Origin of the sequence: Rhodospirillum rubrum ATCC 11170 (assembly GCF_000013085.1) — a bacterium.
Taxonomy (GTDB): domain Bacteria; phylum Pseudomonadota; class Alphaproteobacteria; order Rhodospirillales; family Rhodospirillaceae; genus Rhodospirillum; species Rhodospirillum rubrum.
Genome location: NC_007643.1, coordinates 1,454,430 through 1,476,670, shown reverse-complemented (window position 1 = coordinate 1,476,670; position 22,241 = coordinate 1,454,430). Strand labels below are relative to the sequence as shown.

At 66.0% G+C, this 22,241-nt stretch carries 23 protein-coding genes and 1 tRNA gene; 21 read left to right on the top strand and 3 right to left on the bottom strand.

Annotation, left to right across the window (positions count from 1 at the left end):
* Positions 1 to 91: 91 nt before the first annotated feature.
* The 3 genes from RRU_RS06555 (at position 92) to RRU_RS06545 (ending at position 4,310) form a co-directional block, all read left to right on the top strand.
* Positions 92 to 1,486: an aspartate aminotransferase family protein gene (locus tag RRU_RS06555; RefSeq protein WP_011389009.1), complete on the top strand. Its 1,395-nt coding sequence runs from the start codon at positions 92 to 94 to the stop codon at positions 1,484 to 1,486.
* Positions 1,483 to 2,847: a glutamine synthetase family protein gene (locus RRU_RS06550; protein WP_011389008.1), complete on the top strand. Its 1,365-nt coding sequence runs from the start codon at positions 1,483 to 1,485 to the stop codon at positions 2,845 to 2,847. The genes RRU_RS06555 and RRU_RS06550 overlap by 4 nt, the downstream gene beginning before the upstream one ends.
* 110 nt (positions 2,848 to 2,957) lie before the next feature.
* Positions 2,958 to 4,310, top strand: coding sequence for a glutamine synthetase family protein (locus tag RRU_RS06545; RefSeq protein ID WP_011389007.1), 1,353 nt, complete (start codon positions 2,958 to 2,960; stop codon positions 4,308 to 4,310).
* Between the two features lie 11 nt (positions 4,311 to 4,321).
* Here the strand turns inward: RRU_RS06545 and RRU_RS06540 are convergent, their stop codons facing one another.
* Together RRU_RS06540 and RRU_RS06535 are read right to left on the bottom strand one after the other, a co-directional pair.
* On the bottom strand, positions 4,322 to 4,798 hold the full coding sequence (locus tag RRU_RS06540; RefSeq protein ID WP_011389006.1) for a hypothetical protein: 477 nt from the start codon (positions 4,796 to 4,798) through the stop codon (positions 4,322 to 4,324).
* A gap of 90 nt (positions 4,799 to 4,888) precedes the next feature.
* Positions 4,889 to 5,905, bottom strand: coding sequence for a serine hydrolase domain-containing protein (locus RRU_RS06535; RefSeq protein ID WP_011389005.1), 1,017 nt, complete (start codon positions 5,903 to 5,905; stop codon positions 4,889 to 4,891).
* A 192-nt stretch (positions 5,906 to 6,097) separates the two neighbouring features.
* Between RRU_RS06535 and RRU_RS06530 the strand changes: the two genes are divergently transcribed.
* From RRU_RS06530 to RRU_RS06500, 7 genes are all read left to right on the top strand, one after another.
* Entirely contained in the window at positions 6,098 to 6,685 is a 588-nt protein-coding gene (locus tag RRU_RS06530) for an AAA family ATPase (protein ID WP_011389004.1), read from the top strand.
* A gap of 131 nt (positions 6,686 to 6,816) precedes the next feature.
* Positions 6,817 to 7,107: a hypothetical protein gene (locus RRU_RS06525; RefSeq protein ID WP_011389003.1), complete on the top strand. Its 291-nt coding sequence runs from the start codon at positions 6,817 to 6,819 to the stop codon at positions 7,105 to 7,107.
* Positions 7,108 to 7,358: 251 nt separating this feature from the next.
* A complete protein-coding gene (locus tag RRU_RS06520) occupies positions 7,359 to 7,694 on the top strand; it encodes a helix-turn-helix transcriptional regulator (RefSeq protein WP_011389002.1) in 336 nt (111 codons plus the stop codon).
* Positions 7,684 to 8,973 carry a type II toxin-antitoxin system HipA family toxin gene (locus tag RRU_RS06515; protein WP_081467692.1) on the top strand — a complete coding sequence of 430 codons (1,290 nt, stop codon included), beginning with the start codon at positions 7,684 to 7,686 and terminating at the stop codon, positions 8,971 to 8,973. The genes RRU_RS06520 and RRU_RS06515 overlap by 11 nt, the downstream gene beginning before the upstream one ends.
* 172 nt (positions 8,974 to 9,145) lie before the next feature.
* Entirely contained in the window at positions 9,146 to 9,796 is a 651-nt protein-coding gene (locus RRU_RS06510) for a Crp/Fnr family transcriptional regulator (RefSeq protein WP_011389000.1), read from the top strand.
* A gap of 76 nt (positions 9,797 to 9,872) precedes the next feature.
* The gene (locus RRU_RS06505) at positions 9,873 to 10,064 is read left to right on the top strand and encodes a YgaP family membrane protein (protein WP_011388999.1); all 192 of its coding nucleotides are present in this window, start codon (positions 9,873 to 9,875) and stop codon (positions 10,062 to 10,064) included.
* Between the two features lie 303 nt (positions 10,065 to 10,367).
* Positions 10,368 to 11,036, top strand: a complete 669-nt coding sequence (locus tag RRU_RS06500) for a cytochrome b/b6 domain-containing protein (RefSeq protein ID WP_011388998.1) — start codon at positions 10,368 to 10,370, stop codon at positions 11,034 to 11,036.
* A 139-nt stretch (positions 11,037 to 11,175) separates the two neighbouring features.
* On the opposite strand, the gene RRU_RS06495 is transcribed toward RRU_RS06500, so the two are convergent.
* Positions 11,176 to 11,265, bottom strand: a tRNA-Ser gene (locus RRU_RS06495).
* A gap of 283 nt (positions 11,266 to 11,548) precedes the next feature.
* Here RRU_RS06495 and rplU point away from each other — a divergent pair.
* The 11 genes from rplU to RRU_RS06440 all read left to right on the top strand — a co-directional run bounded on the left by rplU (position 11,549) and on the right by RRU_RS06440 (position 22,224).
* On the top strand, positions 11,549 to 11,851 hold the full coding sequence (rplU, locus tag RRU_RS06490) for a 50S ribosomal protein L21 (RefSeq protein ID WP_011388997.1): 303 nt from the start codon (positions 11,549 to 11,551) through the stop codon (positions 11,849 to 11,851).
* 54 nt (positions 11,852 to 11,905) lie between these two features.
* A complete protein-coding gene (rpmA, locus tag RRU_RS06485; protein ID WP_011388996.1) occupies positions 11,906 to 12,163 on the top strand; it encodes a 50S ribosomal protein L27 in 258 nt (85 codons plus the stop codon).
* A gap of 200 nt (positions 12,164 to 12,363) precedes the next feature.
* Positions 12,364 to 13,539, top strand: coding sequence for a GTPase ObgE (gene obgE, locus RRU_RS06480; protein WP_011388995.1), 1,176 nt, complete (start codon positions 12,364 to 12,366; stop codon positions 13,537 to 13,539).
* Positions 13,536 to 14,720 (top strand): glutamate 5-kinase, encoded by a 1,185-nt coding sequence (proB, locus tag RRU_RS06475; protein WP_042440370.1) that lies wholly within the window; start codon positions 13,536 to 13,538, stop codon positions 14,718 to 14,720. Before obgE ends, proB begins: the two co-directional genes overlap by 4 nt.
* Positions 14,717 to 16,000 (top strand): glutamate-5-semialdehyde dehydrogenase, encoded by a 1,284-nt coding sequence (locus RRU_RS06470; protein ID WP_011388993.1) that lies wholly within the window; start codon positions 14,717 to 14,719, stop codon positions 15,998 to 16,000. The genes proB and RRU_RS06470 overlap by 4 nt, the downstream gene beginning before the upstream one ends.
* A 24-nt stretch (positions 16,001 to 16,024) precedes the next feature.
* Positions 16,025 to 16,705 (top strand): nicotinate-nucleotide adenylyltransferase, encoded by a 681-nt coding sequence (locus tag RRU_RS06465; RefSeq protein ID WP_011388992.1) that lies wholly within the window; start codon positions 16,025 to 16,027, stop codon positions 16,703 to 16,705.
* 31 nt (positions 16,706 to 16,736) lie between these two features.
* The gene (rsfS, locus tag RRU_RS06460; RefSeq protein ID WP_011388991.1) at positions 16,737 to 17,153 is read left to right on the top strand and encodes a ribosome silencing factor; all 417 of its coding nucleotides are present in this window, start codon (positions 16,737 to 16,739) and stop codon (positions 17,151 to 17,153) included.
* A 40-nt stretch (positions 17,154 to 17,193) separates the two neighbouring features.
* Positions 17,194 to 17,652 (top strand): 23S rRNA (pseudouridine(1915)-N(3))-methyltransferase RlmH, encoded by a 459-nt coding sequence (rlmH, locus tag RRU_RS06455; RefSeq protein WP_011388990.1) that lies wholly within the window; start codon positions 17,194 to 17,196, stop codon positions 17,650 to 17,652.
* A 153-nt stretch (positions 17,653 to 17,805) separates the two neighbouring features.
* The gene (gpmI, locus tag RRU_RS06450) at positions 17,806 to 19,377 is read left to right on the top strand and encodes a 2,3-bisphosphoglycerate-independent phosphoglycerate mutase (RefSeq protein WP_011388989.1); all 1,572 of its coding nucleotides are present in this window, start codon (positions 17,806 to 17,808) and stop codon (positions 19,375 to 19,377) included.
* The gene (locus RRU_RS06445; protein ID WP_014626130.1) at positions 19,364 to 20,905 is read left to right on the top strand and encodes a murein hydrolase activator EnvC family protein; all 1,542 of its coding nucleotides are present in this window, start codon (positions 19,364 to 19,366) and stop codon (positions 20,903 to 20,905) included. The genes gpmI and RRU_RS06445 overlap by 14 nt, the downstream gene beginning before the upstream one ends.
* A complete protein-coding gene (locus tag RRU_RS06440; protein ID WP_011388987.1) occupies positions 20,902 to 22,224 on the top strand; it encodes a S41 family peptidase in 1,323 nt (440 codons plus the stop codon). Before RRU_RS06445 ends, RRU_RS06440 begins: the two co-directional genes overlap by 4 nt.
* Positions 22,225 to 22,241: the final 17 nt, after the last annotated feature.

Sequence of the window (22,241 nt, the reverse complement as noted above, 5' to 3'; positions counted from 1 at the left end):
TCATATTTTTGTGATCACAATTGAGGCATGCCAGATCCTTGCCTAAACCCTGACCTGCCTGTCCCGTCCTTTCTTTTTGCGGAGTTGGCCCATGACCGTCGTCGACCGCGGAACCGCCCACTGGCAGAAGCTCGATGCCGATCACCATTGGCATCCCTTCACCAACACCAAAGCGCTCAACCAGAAGGGCGCGCGGGTCATCGTGCGCGGCGAGGGCGTTTATCTGTGGGATTCCGAGGGCAACCGCATTCTCGACGGCATGGCCGGGCTGTGGTGCGTCAATCTGGGCTATGGCCGCACCGAACTGGCCGAGGCGGCGGCGGCGCAATTCGCCACTTTGCCCTTTTACAACACCTTCTTCCAGACCACCCACACCCCCGCCGTCGAACTGGCCCATCTGATCGCCTCGGTCACCCCGGGCGATCTCAACCATGTGTTCTTCGCCAGTTCCGGTTCGGAAGCCGTCGATACGGCGCTGCGCATGGCCCGGGCCTATTGGGTGGTGGCCGGCAAGCCCAGCAAGACCTGGGTCATCGGCCGCAAGAACGCCTATCACGGCTCGACCCTGGCCGGCGCCTCGCTCAGCGGCATGAGCGGCATGTGGAAGTATGGCGCGCCTTTGGTGCCCGATATCGCCCATATCGCCCAGCCCTATTGGTATGGCGAGGCCGACGCGGCCGAGACCGACCCCGAGGCCTTCGGGCTGGCCCGCGCCCGCCTGCTTGAAGCCAAGATCCTGGAACTGGGCGCCGAAAACGTCGCCGCCTTCATCGGCGAGCCGATCCAGGGCGCGGGCGGCGTCATCGTGCCGCCGGCCAGCTATTGGCCCGAGATCGAGCGCATCTGCCGCAAATACGATGTGCTGCTGATCGCCGACGAGGTCATCTGCGGCTTTGGTCGCACCGGCTCCTGGTTCGGCTCGCAAACCTTTGGCATCACGCCCGATATCATGACCATGGCCAAGGGGCTGTCGTCGGGCTATCTGCCGATTTCGGCGGTGGCCGTGGGCAACCGGGTGGCCGACGAGTTGATCAATGGCGGGGGCGAATTCACCCACGGCTTCACCTATTCGGGCCATCCGGTCTCGGCCGCCGTGGCCAAACGCACAATCGAAATTCTGCGCGATGAAAAGATCATCGAGCGCGTTCACGACGATATCGGCCCCTATTTCCAAGAGCGCTTGCGCACGCTGGAGGATCACCCGCTGGTCGGCAAGGTCGATGGCGTCGGCTTGATCGCCGGCATAGCCCTGGTCGCCTCGAAATCGCCCAAACGCTTTTTCGAAAAGGGCGACGAGGTCGGCCTGATCTGCCGCGACCATTGCTTCGCCGAGGGGTTGGTGATGCGGGCGGTGGGATCGCGCATGGTCTGCGCCCCGCCGCTGATCATCAGCCGTGACGAGGTCGATGAGCTGGTTCGTCTGGCCCGCCGCTGCTTCGATCTGACCCTGCGCGATGTCGGCCCCCTGATCGAGACGGCCAAATGACGGTTCTTCCCCCCGCCGATGGCGGCGCCTTGTTGCGCGAAGAGGTGCGGCGTTTCCGCGAGGCCCATCCCGATATCGCCTATGTCGATCTGCTGTCGCTGGATCTGCCCGGGCATTTCTATGGCAAGCGCCTGCCGATCGCCATGCTCGACGATATCGCCGCCGGCGCGCCGCTCAAGCTGCCGCAAAACGCCATTATCCTCGGTGCCACCGGCGGCGTCTATCCGATCGGCCGCTATGCCTTGGAAGACGGCGATCCCGATGCGCCGCGCCGTCTGGTCGCCGGCACCCTGGCCCCCGTGCCCTGGGAAAGCCGGCCGACCGCCCAGATGCTGGTGACCTCCAGCGGCACCGATCACCCGGTGTGCTTCGAGCCGCGCGAGGTTCTGAACGGCGTCGTCGAACGGCTGCGCGCCAAGGGTCTGTTCCCCACCGTCGCCTTCGAGCTGGAATTCTATCTGCTGTCCCAAGACCGCCCCGACGGCCTGATCGCCCCGCCGCGCGACCCGCTGTCGGGCCGGGCCGATCTGCATCCGGCCATGCATATCGAGCGGCTAAGCCGCTTTTCGGACGTGCTGCACGCCATCATCGACGCCGCCCAGGCCCAGGGCATCGAGACGACGGCGATGAGCGCGGAAGTCGGCCTGGGGCAATACGAGATCAATTTCGCCCATTGCGCCGATCCGCTGCGCGCCGCCGACTGGTCGGCGCTGTTTTGCCGAGCAACGCGCGGCGTGGCGATGCGCCATGGCTATCAGGCGACCTTCCTGTCCAAGCCCTATCTGCAGAGCGCGGGCAGCGGCATGCATCTGCATGTCAGCCTGTGCGACGAGCGCGGCGCCAATCTGCTCGCCCCGGAGAACGCGCTCGGCCTGAAGCGCGCCGTCGCCGGCTGTCTGGCCCTGATGCCGGCCAGCGTCGCCCTGTTCTCGGCCAATCACAACGCCTTCCGCCGCTCGGCCAGCGGCGCGGTCAATACGGCGGCCGGTGGCTGCTGGGGCTGGGACGATCGCTCGGCGGGCATCCGCATCCCGCCCTCGGGTCCGGCGGCTTTGCGCCTGGAACACCGGGTGGCCGGGGCCGACGCCAATCCCTATCTGGCGCTGGCCGCCATCCTTGCCGGGATGGACTACGGCCTTGAGTGCGCCCTTGATCCCCGCCCCACCCGCGAGGAGGCCCCAAGCGCCAGCGTCGCCCTGCCCGGCGATATGCTCGAGGCCCTGCGCACGATGGACGCCAGCGCCGAACTCCGCGCCCGCCTGGGCGATGAGTTCGTCACCGTCTACACCACCATGAAGCGCCAGGATCATCTGGCTTTCCTGGGGATGATCAGTCCTCGGGAATACGACTGGTATTTGTGACATCAAGGGGCCCATTGTAGGGCCCCTTCTTTTTTGACGGCTCCAACCGTCCTGCCCGGCGTCGGCGTCCTTCCGGTCCCCGGCGGCAACCATAAGACGATAGGTGCACTTTGATCAACGAGTTCGAAGCCTGGATCAACGAGCATGGCATCGCGGAAGTCGAATGCCTGCTCTCGGACATGAATGGCATCGTCCGCGGAAAGGTGCTGCCCGCCCGAAAATTCCTGCGCTCGCTGGAAGACAACTCGCTGCGCATTCCAAGCAGCGTGTTTCTGGTGACAGTGACGGGCGAATACCCCTTCGCCGATGACAACAACACCGTCGTCATCGACCCCGACGCCGACCTCAGGCCCGATTTCCGCACGTTATGCGTCGCGCCGGGCTACCGCACGCCCACCGCCTTCGTCGTTGTCGACGCCTATAAAAGCAACGGCATCCCGCTTGATCTCTCGCCCAGACAGGTGCTGAAGCGGGTTTTGGCGCTCTATTCTGAACAGGGCTGGAAGCCGGTCGTCGCCCCCGAGATCGAGTTTTATCTGACCCAGGTCAACGCCGATCCCGATCTGCCGCTATCGCCGCCCGCCGGCCGTTCGGGACGGCCCGAAACCTCGCCCCAGCCCTATGGTCTGGAAGCGATTACCGAATTCGAAGACCTGATCGAGAATATCTACGAACACGCCGAAATCGCCGGCCTGCAGATCGATACCCTGATCCATGAGGCCGGCGCCGCCCAGTTGGAGATCAATTTCCTTCACGGCGACCCGATCACGCTCTCGGATCAGGTGGTGGTGTTCAAGCGTCTGGTGCGTCAGGTGGCGCTCAAGCACGGGGTCTATGCCACCTTCATGGCCAAGCCGATGGCCGATCAGCCGGGCAGCGCCATGCATATTCACCAGTCCCTGGTGGAAATCGGCACCGGCAAGAACCTGTTCGTGCGCGACGATGGCAGCGACAGCCCGATGTTTCGCCATTATATCGGCGGCCTGCAGGCCCTGCTCGCCCAGGTGACGCCGCTGTTCGCCCCCAACATCAATTCCTTCCGCCGCATGCGCCCCCATCACAGCGCGCCGATCAATCTGGAATGCGGCTATGACAACCGCTCTTGCGGGCTGCGGGTGCCCTTGTCCGATCCGGCCAACCGCCGCCTGGAAAACCGCCTGCCCGGCGCCGACGCCAATCCCTATCTGGCGATGGCCGCCTCGCTGGCCTGCGGCTATATCGGCATCATGGAGCGGATCGAGCCCTCGATCATGGTCGAAGGCGGCAATGCCTATCGCCGCTCGCGCACCCTGCCGCGCACCCTTGATGAAGCCCTTGACCGCTTGGAGAAATGCACGGTCATCAAGAACGTGCTGGGCGAGCACTTCTTCGAAGCCTTCACCATGATCAAGCGCGTCGAACTCGACGCCTTCCAAGACGTCATCAGTTCGTGGGAGCGCAATCACCTGCTGCTCAAGGTGTAAGGTAAGCGGCGTTAAACCGGATACTCTTCCTGGCGCGCCACCCGGCGGCGACGGTCGGGGCGGCCGGGGGGATGTTTGTAGTGATCGCCATCCCGGCATTTTTCCAACTCTTCGCTCCCGCCGGGAACCGCCGCGGCGGGAGAGGCTGGGGTGGTCGCCAGCCCGTGCAGGGCCGATCCGGGGCGCAAGCTTGCCTGCAGGGCCAGGGTGCGCGGCGTGATGCCAAAGCGGCGCAGCGCCGGTTCGATCATCCGGGCGCGGTCCTCGCACAGGCCATAGCCGACGGCGGCGATGGTGCGCAGAGCATCGGCCGAACCGAAAGGCGGCTGGTCGCCCCCCAGGACCTTGCCCACATCGGCCTGATGAAGCCCCGGCACCGGGAAGAGCCCGCCGCCCTGGGGGCGGGCGGCCCGATCCTGACCGGCCAAAAGCCCGATCCCCGCGCAAACCACCGGGGCCGCGACCCACAGCACACTTCTGCGACGCACGATTCGTCCCTTCTTATCGTCCACTGGTCCGCCCCGCCAAACGGCGGGCGGCGGGTATACGCCTTTGGCGTCCTGGCCAAAAGGCCTGATTTACCGTGCGAGGGGATCCTCGGCCCGCAGCGCCCCGATGATCTCGGCCAGCAGGCCGTGAAGAGTGTCGCGATGACCGCTCCGCGCCGACGGGCTGGTCTCATCCGAAGTCATGACGACGGTGAGGTCCAGCGACGGCACGAGGTAAAGCATCTGCCCGCCGTAGCCCCAGGCATAGCGCACCTCCTCGCCGGAGATCGGCCGCAGGAACCAACCATAACCATAGCCATCGCCGGTGAATTCCGATCGCGTCCGCCAAGTCCACGACTGGTCGATCCAAGCGGCCGGGATCACGTGACGGCCCTCGGCGGTTTTGCCCCGCGTCCGGTAAAGCTCGCCAAAGGCCAGCAGGGCGCGCGGGCTCATCGCCATCTGATTGCCGCCGAAATAGATCCCCTGGGGGTCGCGATCCCAGCCGGATACGGCAAAGCCCGGCTGGGCGCCTAGCCAATCCCGGGCCAGGGCCAGGGTCGAACGCCCGGTGGTCCGCGTCAGGATGGCCGAAAGCAGGTGGCTCGATCCGGTGGAATAAAGCATCCGCCCCCCCGGATCATCGGCGAAGGGCCGGGCCAGGGCGGCGCGCACCCAATTGGCGCTGGCGACCCAGCGCCCGTAAAAGGGACCGGAGGTGCGGCCCAGACCAGCCTGCATCGATAAAAGATTGCCAATGGTGATCTCGGCCAGTCGCGGGTCGGGATCGGCGGGCAGATCGCCGGCGAGCAGCGGGGCGATTTTCTGATCGGTGCCGCTTAGCACGCCCTTGTCGATGGCGATGCCGACCAAAGCCGACATCACCGATTTCGAGGCCGATTTGATATTGGTCGGCGCCCCCGGGGAATGACCATGATACCCGCGCTCGGCCAGAGTATGACCGCCCTGGGCGATGATCACGGTTTCAAGCGCGCCGAATTGTGCCGCGCGGTCAAGAATCCGCTCCAGCTCGGGCATGGTCCGGGCGTCGGCCGGCGCGGCGATCAGCCAAAAAACCGCGCAGAGAAGGATCAGGGATCGGGTCATTCCCCCGATTTAAGAGGACAGAGCCGTAAGCGGAACGCCAAGCACCGCCCTTCCGCGCCATCGCCGCTCCAAGGCTTTGAATCGAGATAAGAATTTTTGTGCAAAAAAATTCGGTGACTGGGGTGTGATCTGGGCGCGAAAGTCGGACCGCCACCGCCACGCCCCTTTGCCGATGCCGGAGATCCTTATCCCATGACCGCCCAACAATCCGCCCTCCCCTCCTCGGCGCGCCTGATCCTCTTCGCCGGGCTGCCCGGCGTTGGCAAGACAACGATCGCCCGGGCTTTGGCCGAGCGCCTGGGCGCGGTCTACCTGCGCATCGACACCCTCGAGCAAGAGATCCTCTCCTCGGGTCTGCTGGCGCCCGGCACCGATATCGGCCCGGCCGGCTATCGGCTGGCCTGCCGGCTGGCGGCTGATAATCTGCGGCTGGGGCAAAGGGTCATCATCGATTCGGTCAATCCGCTGGCGATCACCCGTCAAGCCTATCGGGCGGTGGCGGCCGAGGCCGGGGTTGATTATCTCGAGGTCGAGGTCGTGTGTTCCGACGCCGAAGAACACCGCCGCCGCGTTGAAACCCGCTCCGGCGATATCCCCGGCCATATCCTGCCCTCCTGGCGACAGGTCATCGAGCGGACCTATGAACCCTGGGATAGCCAGCCGCTGGTTCTCGATACCGCCACCCTGGGCATCGCCGCCGGCACCACGGAAATCCTGCGCGCCCTTGGCATGGCCGGGGGCATTTCCGGGGATAGCGCTGAGGACAGTGCCGGACGATAGCCCACCCGTATCAGGCGAGTCTCGCCGCAAAATTTCGATGATTACGATCGGTTTTTTCCGAGTGAACTTCGATCTTCCTGTGCCCAGATTGATCATATCAAAGCCGCGTTCCTTTCCTGGGAGATCCCGTCATGTCCGTCCCCGCCCGTCGCGTTCCGTCCGCCCGCCCCGTCGCCGAACAGATCACCGAAGAGTTCCTGCTGGCCGATCTGATGGAGCGCAAGCCCTCGGTCTTGGCGCCGGGCAAAACCGTGTTCACCCAAAGCTTCCTCTGTCCCGCCTGCGGCACCGCCCATGCGGTTCCGCGCAATGCCACCTATAATTTCCTGGCCATGTCCGGCGCCTGTTCCAATTCCGCCTGCGACGCCCGCTGGACGATCACCGCCCCCACCATCAAGGTGACCGCCACCCCACGCGCCTGAACCGCCGTCAAAAGACTTGATCTCCGACAGGCCCGGATCGCCACCCAGCGTCCGGGCCTGTCGGCTTTCAAGGTCTTTGCGAAAACCCGGGAAAGCGGCTTTCTTCGGCGAGGATGGCAAAGCCTATTGGAAGGACGCGAGACAAGACGGGCTGGTGCCGGCGATTTGGTGAATGTTCGCCCCGCTTGTGCTATATGACTTTTATATCAGGCGTAGAGCGCATCTGAGACCGGTATAAGAGGCATTTTCCCATGGCGGCCCATCCTCGAACCTATTCCCGCGCGACGCGGGAAGCGCTCGTTCTCATGGGCGGGAAGATCCGCCTTGCCCGCAAACAGCGCAAAATGTCCGAAGCCGATCTCGCCGCGCGCATCGGTATCGCCCGCAGCACCTTGCAGCTTATCGAAAAAGGAAGCCCGAAAGCGGAAATTGGTCTCGTCTTTGAGGCTGCCCATCTCGTTGGTATTCCGCTGTTCGTAGCCGAGCCCTCCACACTCGCCGCACAGATTGCCCGAATCGAGGACCAACTCGCGCTGTTGCCTCACTCGATCCGCCGCCCCCGAACAGAGGTGAAGGATGACTTCTGAACGGCAAGCCGGCGGTTTCGATGGGGAAGCGGCCCCACGGGAAGCCTATGTTTGGCTCTGGTTACCAGGACATCACGAACCGGTTGTCGCCGGTCGGCTTGTCCGTGACGGCGACATGCACGTCTTCAACTATGGTCGTTCTTATTTGGAACGCGGCGACGCCCGTCCGATTTATCTGCCGGAATTGCCCCTGGTCCGCGGCGCCCTGCTGCCGCAAGCGCCTCTCGACATGGCGGGAGCCTTGCGCGACGCCGCCCCTGACGCCTGGGGGCGGCGGGTGATTATCAACCGGCTAATGGGTCTGAAGGGCGTGGGCGCCCACGCCGTCGAGTTCGACGAACTGACTTATTTGCTCCATTCGGGCTCGGACCGCATCGGCGCGCTGGACTTCCAGACATCACCGGACCGCTATCGGCCGCGGGAGGCCGAGAATGCGACGCTGGAGGAATTACTTGAAGCGGCCGAGCGCGTTGACCGGGGAGAGCCCATTCCTCCGGCCCTGGACAAGGCGTTGTTTCATGGCAGTTCAATCGGCGGAGCGCGTCCGAAGGCCTTGATCGAGGATGGCCAAGAGAAGTTCATCGCCAAATTCTCAGCGACCAACGATACCTACGCTATCGTCAAGGCCGAGTATGTGGCGATGCGGCTGGCGAAAGAGGCCGCCGGCCTCACTGTCGCGGCAGTCCGGCTGGTCAAGGCCAATGGCAAGGACGTTTTGCTGGTCAAACGCTTCGACCGCGAGCGAACTGGCGCGGGATGGACGCGGCGCGCCATGGTCTCGGCACTGACCCTTTTGGGCCTTTCTGAAATGCAGGCGCGGTATGCGAGCTATCACGATCTTACCGACATCATTCGCGCCCGCTTCACCGAGCCAAGGGACAGCTTGCGCGAGCTTTACGGGCGGATGGTTTTCAACGTGCTTTCGGGCAATACGGATGATCACGCCCGCAACCATGCCGCCTTTTGGAATGGCGAATCCCTGGCACTGACGCCCGCCTATGACCTCTGCCCCCAGCAACGAACAGGACGGGAAGCCAATCAAGCCATGCTGATCGGACAGGAGGATCGCCGCAGCCGTCTGGAAACCTGCCGGCTCGCGGCCTCAGCCTTTCTGCTGAACGACGTAGAGGCCCGTGCCCTTATCCATGCGCAGATCGACGCTATCGGCGCGGCCTGGGACGGTATTTGCGATGAAGCGGACCTTAGCAAGATCGACCGCGCCTTCCTGTGGCGACGGCAGTTTTTGAATGACTACGCATTTGAGGGGTTTGGAAGGTAGCTCCCGGCTTTTACACAGCTATAGAGAGTGAGAAAGGATGGAAAGCAGATCCCCGGCGCTCGGGCAATCGCGCAAAGACCGATGCGAGGCGGACACAGCCAATGGCTTGCGCTTGTTCCTCGGAGGGGCATGATGGGCGAACGCCCCCTTCCGTCTTGATCACGAGGCCGCCATGACGCCCGCCTTCCGCCTTCCGGGCCTTGCCGAGCTCGACGCCGAATCCGCGCGGGTTTTCGCGGGGGCGGCGCGGAGCGTTCAGGTTCCGGCCGGCACCATCTTGTTTCGCACCGGCGCGCGCTGCGAAAGCTATGTGCTGGTGGTTAGCGGGGCGATCCGCGTCCATCGCACCTCGCCGGGCGGGCGGGAAATCGTGCTCTATCGGGTTGAAGGCGGGCAGAGCTGTGTTCTAACCACCAACTGCCTGATCGCCGCCCGCGATTACGACGCCGAGGGCGTCGCCGAAACCGATGTCGAGATGATCGCCCTACCGGCGCCAACTTTCCGCCGCTTGCTGGCCGCTTCGGAAGCCTTTCGCGATTTCGTCTTTGCGGCCTATGCCAGCCGGCTGTCGGATCTGCTGCTGTTGATCGAAGAGGTGGCCTTTGGCCGTATCGATGTTCGGCTGGCCGGCTGGCTGGCCGCCCGCGGCGATCAGCCGATCGCCATCACCCATCAAGACCTCGCGGTGGAATTGGGAACGGCGCGGGAGGTCATCAGCCGCCAGTTGAAGGATTTCGAGCGCCGCGGCTGGGTCGACCTGGGGCGCGGCATAATCGCTCCGCGCGATCCACAGGCTTTGCGCCACTTGGCCGAGGGTGTGTGACAAGGTCACTGAGCCCCTTGTCTGGTCATGGTCCTATCGGTCTGGCGATCCCCGCCCCCTTAGGAGATATCCCATCATGACCAGCAATGTCGGCACCATCGACCGCATCCTTCGCATCGCTTTCGGCGCCGCCCTGATCGCGGCCACCCTGACCGGCACCATCGGTGTCTGGGGCTGGATCGGCATCGTGCCGGTTCTGGGCGGGTTGGTCGGCTGGTGCCCGGCCTATAGCCTGCTTGGCATCAACACCAAGGGCAAAGCCGCCTGATCGGCCCAAGGATCGGCGGACCGCAGGCCCGGACTCCCCCGACGTAAGGCCCCCGTTCCGGGGGACCCGGCGCAAGGCCCCCGTTCCGGGTGACACGGGCGAGGCTCCGACGAAAAGGACCTCGCGCGGATCGCCCCGGTCAATGAACCCGGCGTGAACAGCGCATTCATGCCGGGTTCATCGGCGGTCGGTCATGGTAGGCGCACCGGATGAAGCGCGATCAACCGGCGCGGGCGGGTCGGCCGTCCGTTCGGACAAGCCCATTGACGGGCAAGCGTTCGAGCACGCGGGAGATCCTAGCCCATGACTATCCCCACCCCCCTTGCCGAACCGGCGGCGCCCAATGAAATCGCCGTTTGGGATCTGTTGGTCCGCCTTGCCCACTGGAGCGTCGTCATCGCCTTCGCCATCGCCTACCTGAGCGAAGACGACGCGCTGACCCTTCATACCGTCGCCGGCTATGCCATCGCCCTGATCGTCAGCCTGCGGGTGATCTGGGGCTTTATCGGTTCGCCCCATGCCCGCTTCAGCGATTTCGTCAAACGCCCGGCCGAGGTGATCGCCTATTTGCGCAGTGTGCCATCGGGCACGGGCAAGCGTTTCATCGGCCATAACCCGGCTGGCGGCGCCATGGCCGTGGCTTTGCTTCTTGGCCTAGCCGCGACCACCCTCAGCGGCATGGCGACCCTGGCCGAGCAAAAGCACCAGGGACCGCTGGCGCCTTTCTACAGCGTCAGCGCCCCGGCCACCGCCGGAGTATCGATCATCGCCCCCGCCCGCGCCGATGACGACGGCGACGCCAGGAGGGGCGGCGAACACCGCAAAAAAAGTGCTGCCAAGGAAGTCCACGAGTTTTTCGCCAATGCCATGCTCGTCCTCATCGCCCTTCATCTCACCGGCGTGGTTCTCTCCAGCCGCGGCCATCATGAGAATTTGATCCGGGCGATGATCACCGGCCGCAAGCGCCCCTAAAGGCGGCGCCGTGGCCGGACGGGGCGGCCGAGGGAGCGACCGGGCGGCGCCCCTCGGCCGATAGCCCTTTTCCGAAGGCGACAGCTCCGACTCGACAGCAAAAAAGCCAAGCCCCTTCCGGGACTTGGCTTTTTTGAATTGGCGGAGGGGGTGGGATTCGAACCCACGGTTCCCGCGAAGGAACAACGGTTTTCGAGACCGCCCCGATCGACCACTCTGGCACCCCTCCGCAGGGGTCGGTCGAAGACAGGGCGAACCCCGTCTCGGGAAGGCCGGCAACCTAATCCAAGAAAACGAGCTTTGCAATGGGGATTTATGCGAATTTCAGGGTCATTTTCCACGTTTCCTCTTTTCTTACCCACCGCCTTGCCCCACTTAGGCCCTTCGGCCCTGTCGCATCGCCCTCCGCCAGCACATCGGCGTTGACTCCGTCTTGCGCATCAGTATAGTGCCGCTTCCGCAGCGGGTCCCCGGGATCCGCCGTACATCTTATTATCCGAAGGGCACACGTCATGTTCGCGGTCATCAAGACGGGCGGCAAGCAATACAAGGTCGCCGAGAACGACGTCATCGACATCGAGAAGCTCGAGGCCGACGAGGGCGCGACCGTGGAGTTTGACTCCGTGCTCGCTCTCGGCGACACCGTCGGTCTTCCGACCATCGCGGGCGCCAAGGTCACCGGCGAAGTTCTGTCCCAGTTCCGCGGCGAGAAGGTTATCATCTTCAAGAAGCATCGCCGTCAGAACTACCGGCGCAAGAACGGCCACCGCCAGTTCCTCACTCGGGTTCGCATCACCGGCTTCGCCGGCGTCTGATACGCCATCGGCGCCAGAGCGATCCCCTCGATAGATACGTAAGGAGACTTTCCCATGGCTCATAAAAAGGCCGGCGGCAGTTCCCGCAACGGACGCGACTCCGAAGGCCGTCGCCTGGGCGTCAAGAAGTTCGGCGGCGAAATCGTCGTATCCGGCAACATCATCCTGCGCCAGCGCGGCACCAAGTACCATCCGGGTGCCAATGTCGGTCTGGGCAAGGACCACACCATTTTCGCCACCACTCCGGGCAATGTGAAGTTCCACAAGGGCTTCCGCGGTCGGATGTTCGTTTCGGTGGTCGCGGAAGCGTAACACCGGCCTGACGGTCGCCTCCCCCGGGGATGCGGCGGCAAGGACGGTCCCGCGTGCCGATGGCGCTCGGGTCCTGGTATTCGGCGAAAGGGGGAATGGGGTCCATTCCCCCTTTTTGCTGTCCCGGCTCCCCGTGATCGGATTTACGGGCGCCTGCGCTATACTCTCTTTCTTCCTTTTCCCAAGACCGGGCGGCTGCCATGAAGTTCCTCGACCAAGCCAAGATCTTCGTCAAAAGCGGTGATGGCGGGAACGGCTGCGTCGCCTTCCGTCGGGAAAAGAACATCGAGTTCGGCGGGCCCGATGGCGGCCATGGCGGACGGGGCGCCGACGTGATCGTCGAAGCCGTGCCCAATCTCAACACCCTGATCGATTTTCGCTATCAGCAGCATTTCAAGGCGGCGCGCGGTCGCGACGGCTCGGGCGACAACCGCACCGGCAAGTCGGGCGAGGCCACGATCATCAAGGTCCCCGTCGGCACCCAGATCTTCGAAGACGACCGCAAGACGCTGATCGCCGATCTGTCGCGCCCGGGTCAGCGGGTGCGTCTGGCCAAGGGCGGTGACGGCGGCTTTGGCAACGCCCATTACAAAAGCTCGACCAATCAGGCGCCGCGCCGCGCCGATCCCGGCTGGCCGGGCCAGGAGATCTGGGTGTGGCTGCGCCTGAAGCTGATCGCCGACGCCGGGTTGATCGGCTTGCCCAACGCCGGCAAATCGACCCTGCTGGCCGCCGTCACCCGCGCCCGGCCCAAGATCGCCGATTACCCCTTCACCACGCTGCACCCCAATCTTGGCGTCGTCCACCAGGACGCCCGCGAGTTCATCATCGCCGATATTCCCGGGCTGATCGAAGGCGCCCATGAAGGCGCCGGTCTCGGCACCCGCTTTCTGGGCCATGTCGAGCGCTGCGCCGTGCTGCTCCATATGATCGACGCCACCCAGGATGACGTGGCCGGGGCGTGGCGCACCGTGCGCGCCGAACTGAAGGGGCATGGCCAGGGGCTGGACGAGAAGTCCGAGATCGTCGGCCTGTCGAAGATCGACGCCTTGCCGCCCGAGGACATCGCCGCCAAGATCGCCGAACTCTCCGAGGCCTGCGGCGCCCCGGTGATGGCCTTCTCGGCGATTTCGGGCAAGGGACTGGCCGATGTGCTGCGCGTGATGGCGACCCATGTCGACGAGGCCCGGGCGCTGCGCCATGCGCGCGGCGAGGCCGAGGGCGACGCCTCCGACGAGGCGATGCGCGATGTCACCGGCATCGACCACGGCTATAACCGCCCCAGCGCGGTCGTCGATTGGGAAGACGCACCCTTCGATGACGATGACGACGACGATGGGGACGAGAGCGGAGACAAGGGACAGTGGACACGCTGAACGCAACCGCCGCCGTCGATGCCGAGGCCATTCTCGGCAACGCCCGGCGGCTGGTGATCAAGATCGGCTCGGCCCTTCTCGTCGATCAGGGCAGCGGGCTGGTGCGCACCGGCTGGCTCAAGGCCCTGGCCGAAGACATCGCCCAGCTGCGCGCCGAAGGGCGCGAGGTGCTGATCGTCTCCTCGGGGGCGATCGCCGTCGGCCGGCGCTCGCTGCATCTGGAACCGGGCCGCATGCGGCTTGATGAAAAGCAGGCCGCCGCCGCCGCCGGCCAGATCGAACTGGCCCATGCCTATCGCACGGTGATGGCCGATCACGCCATCAACGTCGCCCAATTGCTGCTGACCCTTGATGACTCCGAGAACCGCCGGCGTTATCTCAACGCCCGCAACTGCCTGGAAACCCTGCTCCGGCTAGGCGTCATCCCGGTCATCAACGAAAACGACACCGTCACCACCCAGGAAATCCGCTTTGGCGACAACGACCGGCTGGCCGCCCGCGTCGCCCAGATGGCCTGCGCCGACGCGTTGATCCTGCTTTCGGATATCGATGGCCTTTATACCGCCGATCCCCACCGCGATCCCGAGGCCCGCTTCATCCCCACCGTCACCGCCCTGACCCCGGAGATCGCCGCCATGGCCGGGGCGGCGCTGACCCCGCATGGCACCGGCGGCATGGTCACCAAGCTTCTGGCCGCGCGCATCTGCATGGATGCCGGCTGCGCCATGGCGATCGCCCCGGGCAAGGACGACCACGCCTTGCGCCTGCTGCGCCAGGGCGGCCGCCAGACCTGGTTCCTGCCGGCCGAAGAGCCGCGCACGGCGCGCAAGGCATGGATTTCCGGGGCGCTGAAGGCCGAGGGGACCCTGTGGGTCGATGACGGCGCCGCCCGGGCGCTGGCGGCGGGCAGCAGCCTGTTGCCGCCGGGCGTGCGCACGGTCGAGGGCGATTTCCAGCGCGGCGCCGCCGTGCGGGTGGTCGGGCTCGACGGCAGCCCGCTGGCCAAGGGGCTGATCGCCTATCCCTCCGACGAGGCGCGTTTGCTCGTCGGCCATCGCAGCGGCGACATCGAGGCGCTGCTGGGATACCGTGGGCGCGAGGAACTGATCCACCGCGATGATCTGGTGCTCGACAGCCGCTTCCGGCACCGCGACGAGGACGGGGAAGGACACCGATCGTGAACGACGCCGCACGCCTGACCACCGATGATATTCCGGGGCTGATGATCGACATCGGCCGCCGGGCCCGCGCCGCCGGCCGCATCCTGGCCCTGGCGCCCGCCGCCGCCCGCAACGCCGCCCTGCTGGCCGGCGCGGCGGCCCTGCGCGCCGAGGCCGGGGCCATCGCCTTGGAAAACGCCAAGGACATGAGCGCCGGCCGGGCCAAGGGCCTGACCGACGCCCTGCTCGACCGCCTGGAACTGACTCCGGCGCGGATCGAGGCGATGGCCAAGGGCCTGGAAGACATCGCCGCCCTGCCCGATCCCGTCGGCACGGTACTGGCCGGATGGCAGCGGCCCAATGGCCTGCGCATCGAGCGCGTCAGGGTGCCGATCGGGGTGATCGGCGTTATCTATGAGAGCCGGCCCAATGTCACCGCCGATGCCGGGGCGCTGTGCTTGAAGGCCGGCAACGCGGCGATCCTGCGCGGCGGCTCGGAAAGCTTCAATTCCTCGCGCGCCATCCACCGCTGTCTGGCCGCCGGACTGCGGGCGGCCGGCCTGCCCGAGGACGCCATCCAAAGCGTTCCCACCCCCGACCGCGCCGCCGTCGGCATGCTGCTGACCATGACCGATTTCATCGATGTCATCGTGCCGCGCGGCGGAAAATCACTGATCGAACGGGTGAGCGCCGAAAGCAAGGTGCCGCTGTTCAAGCACCTCGAAGGCCTCTGCCACACCTATATCCATGCCAAGGCCGATCCGCAAAAGGCCTTGAGTGTCACGGTGAACGCCAAGATGCGGCGCACCGGGGTCTGCGGCTCGACCGAAACCATCCTGGTCGACCGGGCGATCGCCGCCACGATCCTGCCGCCGCTGCTCGACGCCCTGGCCAAGGCCGGCTGCGCCCTGCGCGGCGACGAGGAGACCCGCGCCTTCTCCGAGCGGGTCGGTCCGGCCACCGCCGAGGACTGGGACACCGAATACCTGGACGCCATCGTCTCGATCCGCGTCGTGGCCGATCTCGACGAGGCCCTGGCCCATATCGCCGCCCATTCCAGCGATCACACCGATTGCATCCTGACCGAGGACGCCGCCGCCGCCGAGCGCTTCCTGACCGAGGTCGACAGCGCCATCGTCATGCACAACGCCTCGACCCAATTCGCCGATGGTGGCGAATTCGGCATGGGGGCCGAGATCGGCATCAGCACCGGCCGCCTGCATGCCCGGGGACCGGTCGGCGTCGAGCAACTGACCATCTTCAAATACAAGGTTCGCGGCACCGGCCAAACCAGACCATGACGGTCGCCCCATGAAGGTCAGGTCGTGACGGCGCGCCGCGGGGAACCCGCCCTGGGCAAGGCCCAGGCCCCCTCGCCCTGGGGCGATGGCCGACGCTCGCGCATCGGCCTGCTTGGCGGATCATTCAACCCCGCCCACCAGGGCCATCTGCATATCAGCAAACAGGCCCTGGCCCGTTTGCGCCTGGACGCCGTGTGGTGGCTGGTCACGCCCCAGAACCCCTTGAAGGCCGCGCGGGGAGTGGCGCCCTTGGCGGCGCGACTGGCCTCGGCCCGCGCCGTTTGCGCCCGCGAACGCCATATCCTGCCGCTCGCCCTGGAAACCGCCTTTGGCACGACGCGGACGGCCGACACCCTTGATATCCTCCATCGCCGCTTCCCGCGCGCCCGCTTCGTCTGGCTGATGGGAGCCGATAATCTGGCCCAATTGCCCAGTTGGCACCGCTGGCGCCACTTGGCGGCCACGACGCCCATTGCGATTCTCGATCGGGCACCGTATTCTAAAGAAGCCCTGGCGGGATTGGCGGCACGTCGCCTTGCCCGCTTCAGGCATCCGGCGCGAATCGCCGGCGTGCTGGCGGACCGGGCACCGCCAGCCTGGGTGTTCCTACCCATTCGGAAACATGCCGCCTCGGCCACCGCAATCCGCGCCCGAGGATGGACCGTTTCCGGCCCCGTCCCAACCGATGGAGAGGGCAATCTCTAGTCCCCTGCTAACGCCGCTCGACCCGGCCAAATTGGCCGAAATCGTTGAAACCGCCTTGGATGAAGACAAAGCCGAGGAGATCGTCGTCATCGACCTTGCTGGGAAATCCAGCTTCGCCGATTGCATGGTCGTCGCTAGCGGGCGATCGGCCCGCCATGTGGCGGCCCTGGCCGAGCGACTGACCGAGCGCTTGCGCGCCGTTGGCCTGCGGGTCAAAGTCGAAGGCCTGGGCGCCTGCGACTGGGTGCTGCTTGACGCCGGCGATGTCGTCGTCCATCTCTTCCGGCCCGAGGTCCGCGCTTTCTATAACCTGGAAAAGATGTGGGGCGCCCCAGCCCCCGCGTCCTTTGGCGCGCTCGCGCAGACCGATGCCGAGCCCGCCGATGTCCAAGACAGCGGACCGGAGGGCGCGAGAGCGGAATGGGCGCTCCGGCAGATCAACGGGTGAGCCCCGCCACCGCCGTCGCCGCCCTGGTGGTGGCGCGGCCATGAAACTGCTCGTGGCGGCCGTCGGCCGCTGGCGTGGAGGGCCCGAACGGGCCCTCTTCGACCATTATGTCGGCCGGCTCAAGGGCGGTCTGGCGGTGATCGAGGTTGAGGAACGCCGCCCGCTGCCCGTCGCCGAACGCAAGGCCCGCGAAGCCGAGCTGCTGCTGGCCCAGCTTCCCCCCGGCGCCTTTGTGGTGGCGCTGGACGAACATGGCGAGGCCTGGGGCAGCGAGCGTCTGGCCCGGGAGCTTGACCAACGCCGCCTGGAGGCCCGACCGGCCGCGGTTTTCGCCATCGGCGGCGCCGACGGCCATGGCGAGGCCCTGCTGGCCCGGGCCGATCGCAAGCTGGCCCTGGGGGTGATGACCTGGCCGCACATGCTGGTGCGCGGGCTGATCGCCGAGCAGCTTTACCGCGCCCAATGCATTTCGGGTGGACACCCTTACCATCGAAGCTGAGCGGCGGCGCCCGATCCTCGCCTTTCGTCTTTCGAAGCCGGTGCCAGGACGCTTATATAGGGGACACCCATAGGGGGGCTGGCCCGCGTGCGGGATCCCCCCGCTTTTTCCGGTGAGCCCCCTTTCGTCAAGACAGCCCAAGGAACCTGCGCGATGACCTCCCAGATGCCACCGTTCCGACGCCCCCGTCCGGTCGTGCTTTGCATCCTTGACGGCTGGGGTCACCGCGATGATCCGACCGATAACGCCATCGCCCTGGCCAATACCCCGACCTGGGATCGCCTGATGGCCACCTGCCCCCATTCCCTGATCGCCACCAGCGGCGCCGATGTCGGCCTGCCCGCTGGTCAAATGGGCAATTCCGAGGTCGGCCATATGAACATCGGCGCCGGCCGGGTGGTGATGCAGGATCTGCCGCGCATCGACGCCGCCCTCGCCGACGGCTCGGTCGCCCATTTCCCCGCCCTCGTGCGCTTCATCGACGCCCTGCGCGCCAGCGGCGGCACCGCCCATCTGCTGGGGCTGCTCTCGCCCGGTGGAGTCCATTCCCACCAGGACCATATCGCCAAGCTGGCCCGCGTCATCGCCGCCGCCGGGGTGCCGGTGAAGATCCACGCCTTCCTCGACGGCCGCGACACGCCGCCGCGCTCGGCGCTGGGGTTCCTTGAAACCTTCGCCGCCGCCGCCGGACCCGAGGCGCCGATCGCCACCGTTTCGGGCCGCTATTACGCCATGGACCGCGACAAGCGCTTTGACCGGGTGCGTCTGGCCTATGACGTGCTTGTCAGCGGCAAGGGCGAAAGCGCCGCCGATGCCGCCAGCGCGGTTTCCCAGTTCTACGACTCGAAGGACAAGGGCGACGAATTCGTTCTGCCCACCGCCATCGCCGGCTATGACGGGATGAAGGATGGCGATGGCGTGTTCATGGTCAATTACCGCTCCGACCGCGCCCGCGAGATCACCCAGGCCCTGCTCGACCCCACGTTCGATGGCTTTGAGCGCCAGCCGCCCCATTTCGCCGGCGCCTTGGCGATGACCGAGTATTCCACCGCCCATAACGCCTTCATGGATGTGCTGTTCGGCCCCGAAAGCCTGAATAACATCCTGGGGCAAGTGGTGTCGGAAGCCGGGATGACCCAGTTGCGCATCGCCGAGACCGAGAAATACGCCCACGTCACCTTCTTCTTCAACGGCGGCCGGGAAACCAGTTTCCCGGGCGAGGAACGCATCCTGATTCCCAGCCCCAAGGTCGCCACCTATGACCTTCAGCCCGAAATGTCGGCCCCCGAACTGACCGACCGTCTGGTCGAGGTCATCGACGCCGGGCGCTTCGATGTCATCATCGTCAATTACGCCAATGGCGATATGGTCGGCCATTCGGGCATCCTGGAAGCGGCGATCAAGGCGGTCGAGGCCGTCGATGGCTGCCTGGGCCGGGTCGAAGAGGCGGTGGTGCGGGCCGGGGGCACCATGCTGGTCACCGCCGACCACGGCAATGCCGAGCTGATGCGCGATCCGGTGACCGGCGAGCCCCACACCGCCCATACCACCGGCCGCGTCGATCTGCTGCTGGTCAACGGTCCCGAGGGCGCCAGCCTCGCCGATGGCCGGCTGGCCGATCTGTCGCCGACCCTGCTCGCCCTGATCGGCCTGCCCCAGCCCGCCGAGATGACCGGCAAGACGCTGGTCGCCAAGGCCGCGGTGGCCGTCGGTGCGTCGCACTGATCCCTCGCGTCTTTTCCAGACCACAGCCCTGGGCGCCGGGGCTGCGGTCTGGTTGACCCTGGGCGGGCTTTGCTTAAGTCCCGGCGCCCAGGCGGCGGCTCCGCCGGCGCCACCGACCACCACCACGCCCAAGGACCTCAAGGCGGTGGAGACCGCCCTGGAACGCGAGGCGCGCGAACGCGAACGCCTGGAGCGCGAGGCCGCCGCCGCCGCCCAGGATATCGAAGGCCTGGGCGCCAAGGTGGTCGCCAGCGCCCGCCGCGTCCAAGACCACGAGGAAACCCTCTCGACGCTTGAAATCCAGCTTGCCGACTTGCGCACCGAGGACAAGACCCTGCGCGAGGCCCTGGCGCGGCGCGATATCCAGGTCATCCACGTGCTGACTGCCGTGCAGCGGCTGGCCTGGCGACCGACCGAGGCGCTGCTGGTTCAGCCCGCCCCGCCCGCCGATACGGTGCGCGGGGCGATTTTGTTGCGCGCGGCGATTCCGCGCATCGAACAAAACGCCCGCGATATCGTCGCCCAACTGAAGATCCTGCGCACCCTCGACACCACCATGCGCGCCCAGCGCGCCCAGATTCGCGCAACAAGCGACTCGCTGCGCGCCGAACACACGGCGTTGCGCGAGATGATTGATCGCAAAAGCACCCTGGCCCGCGAAATCAAGGCCCGCACCGAAGCCGCCGCCGACCGCATGGACCAACTGGCCCGCGAGGCCAAGGATATCCGCGACCTGATGGCCCGCCTGGAAGAGGAACGCATCCGCCGCGAAGCCGAGGAAAAGCTCCGGGCCGAGCAGGAGGAGCGGGCCGAGAAGCAACGTCTGGCCGAGGAGGAGCGCCTGACCAAGCTGCGCATCGCCCAGGAGGAACGCGACCGCCTGCGCCGCGCCGAAGCCGAAAGGCTGGCCGCCCTGGCCGCCCAGGCCAAGCCGGCCGCGCCGCCCGCCTCGCAGGTGGTTCAACCCGCGCAGCCCCCGCAGGGGGCTCAACCCGCGCCCCCCCCGCAGGGGGCTCAACCCACGCCGCCCCCACAGGTGGCCATGGCCCAGCCGACGCCACCGCCCCGCCCCGCCTCGCTGCCGCGCACCCCGCCGCCAACGGGCGAAAGCTTCGAACGCGCCCGCGGCGCCATGCCTTTTCCGGCGCGCGGCCCGCTTGTCGGCCGCTACGGGGAAAGGACGCCGCTTGGCGATACGCTCAAGGGCGTGCGGGTGGTCACCCGGGGCGGCGGACAGGTCGTCAGCCCCCATGAAGGCACGGTTGTTTTCGCCGGACCCTTCCGGGGCTATGGCAATCTCTTGATCATCGATCACGGCGGGGGATATCATACCCTGCTCGCGGGCCTCGGCCGGATCGACGGCGTCGTCGGACAACGGCTTGCGGCGGGCGAACCCGTGGGAATCATGCCAGACGTCGTCGGGGGCGGCGATGGTTCTCCTACGCTCTACGTTGAATTACGCCGCAAGGGCCAACCCATAAATCCCCTCCCCTGGCTTACGGCAAGCAAAGGCAACGCTAGCGGATGACCTGGAAGACTTGGATCTCGGCCAGCGCGATCGCCTTCACGGCGTTCACGGCTGGACAGCTTTATCATACCGAACAGGCCGAGGCGGCCCGGGGAGAGGAGACCTATCAGCTTCTCGACCTGTTCGCCGACGTTTTCGAGCGGGTCAAACGCGACTATGTCGAGGAAGTTGGCGATGACCAACTGATCGAAGCCGCGATCAACGGCATGCTGACCTCGCTCGATCCCCACTCCAGTTACCTGAACGCCAAGCACTTCGAGGACATGCAGGTCCAGACCAAGGGCGAATTCGGCGGCCTTGGCATTGAAGTGACCCAGGAGGACGGGTTTATCAAGGTGGTCTCGCCGATCGACGAGACCCCCGCCGCCCTGGCCGGACTGCAGCCCGGCGATTTCATCACCCATCTCGACGGCGAAAGCGTTCTTGGGCTGTCGCTGGCCGATGCGGTGGAAAAGATGCGCGGCCCGGTGGGCAAGGAAATCCGCCTCACCATTCAGCGGGTGGGCAAGGAACCCTTCGACGTCACCCTCAAGCGCGACACCATCAAGATCCAGTCGGTCAAATCCCGCATGGAAGGCGATGTCGGCTATGTCCGCATCACCAGCTTCTCCGAGCAGACCGAGAAATCCCTGCGCGAGGCGCTCGACGATCTGCGCTCCAAGGGCGGGGACTCGATCAAGGGCTATGTGCTTGATCTGCGCAACAACCCCGGTGGCCTGCTGGAACAGGCGATCGCCGTGTCCGATGTCTTCCTCGACAAGGGCGAGATCGTCTCGACCCGCGCCCGCGACGCCAAGGACACCCAGCGCTTCAACGCCCGGCCGGGTGATCTGACCAAGGGCATGCCCGTGGTCGTTCTGATCAACAGCGGGTCGGCCTCGGCCAGCGAAATCGTCGCCGGCGCCTTGCAAGATCATCATCGGGCGCTGATCGTCGGCACCAAGTCCTTTGGCAAGGGCTCGGTCCAGACCATCATGCCGCTGCCCGGCCATGGCGCCATGCGCCTGACCACGGCCCGCTACTACACGCCGTCCGGGCGCTCCATCCAGGCGCTGGGCATCGATCCCGACATCCAGGTCGAACCCGCCCGGATCGAGGCGATCAGCGCCCAGAACGAGATGCGCAGCGAAGCCGAACTGCGCAACGCCTTGAAGAACGACACCCTCAAGCCGAGCCTGGGGGTCAAGCCGGCCAATGGTCTGCCGCCCAGTCAGGTTCGCAACGACCAGACTCCGCAGGCCGATACCGACTATCAGCTCGCCCGCGCCGTGGATCTGATCCGCGGTCTGGCGATCTATCGCTCCAAGTCCATCCAGTAAGACAGGCGAGCTCACCG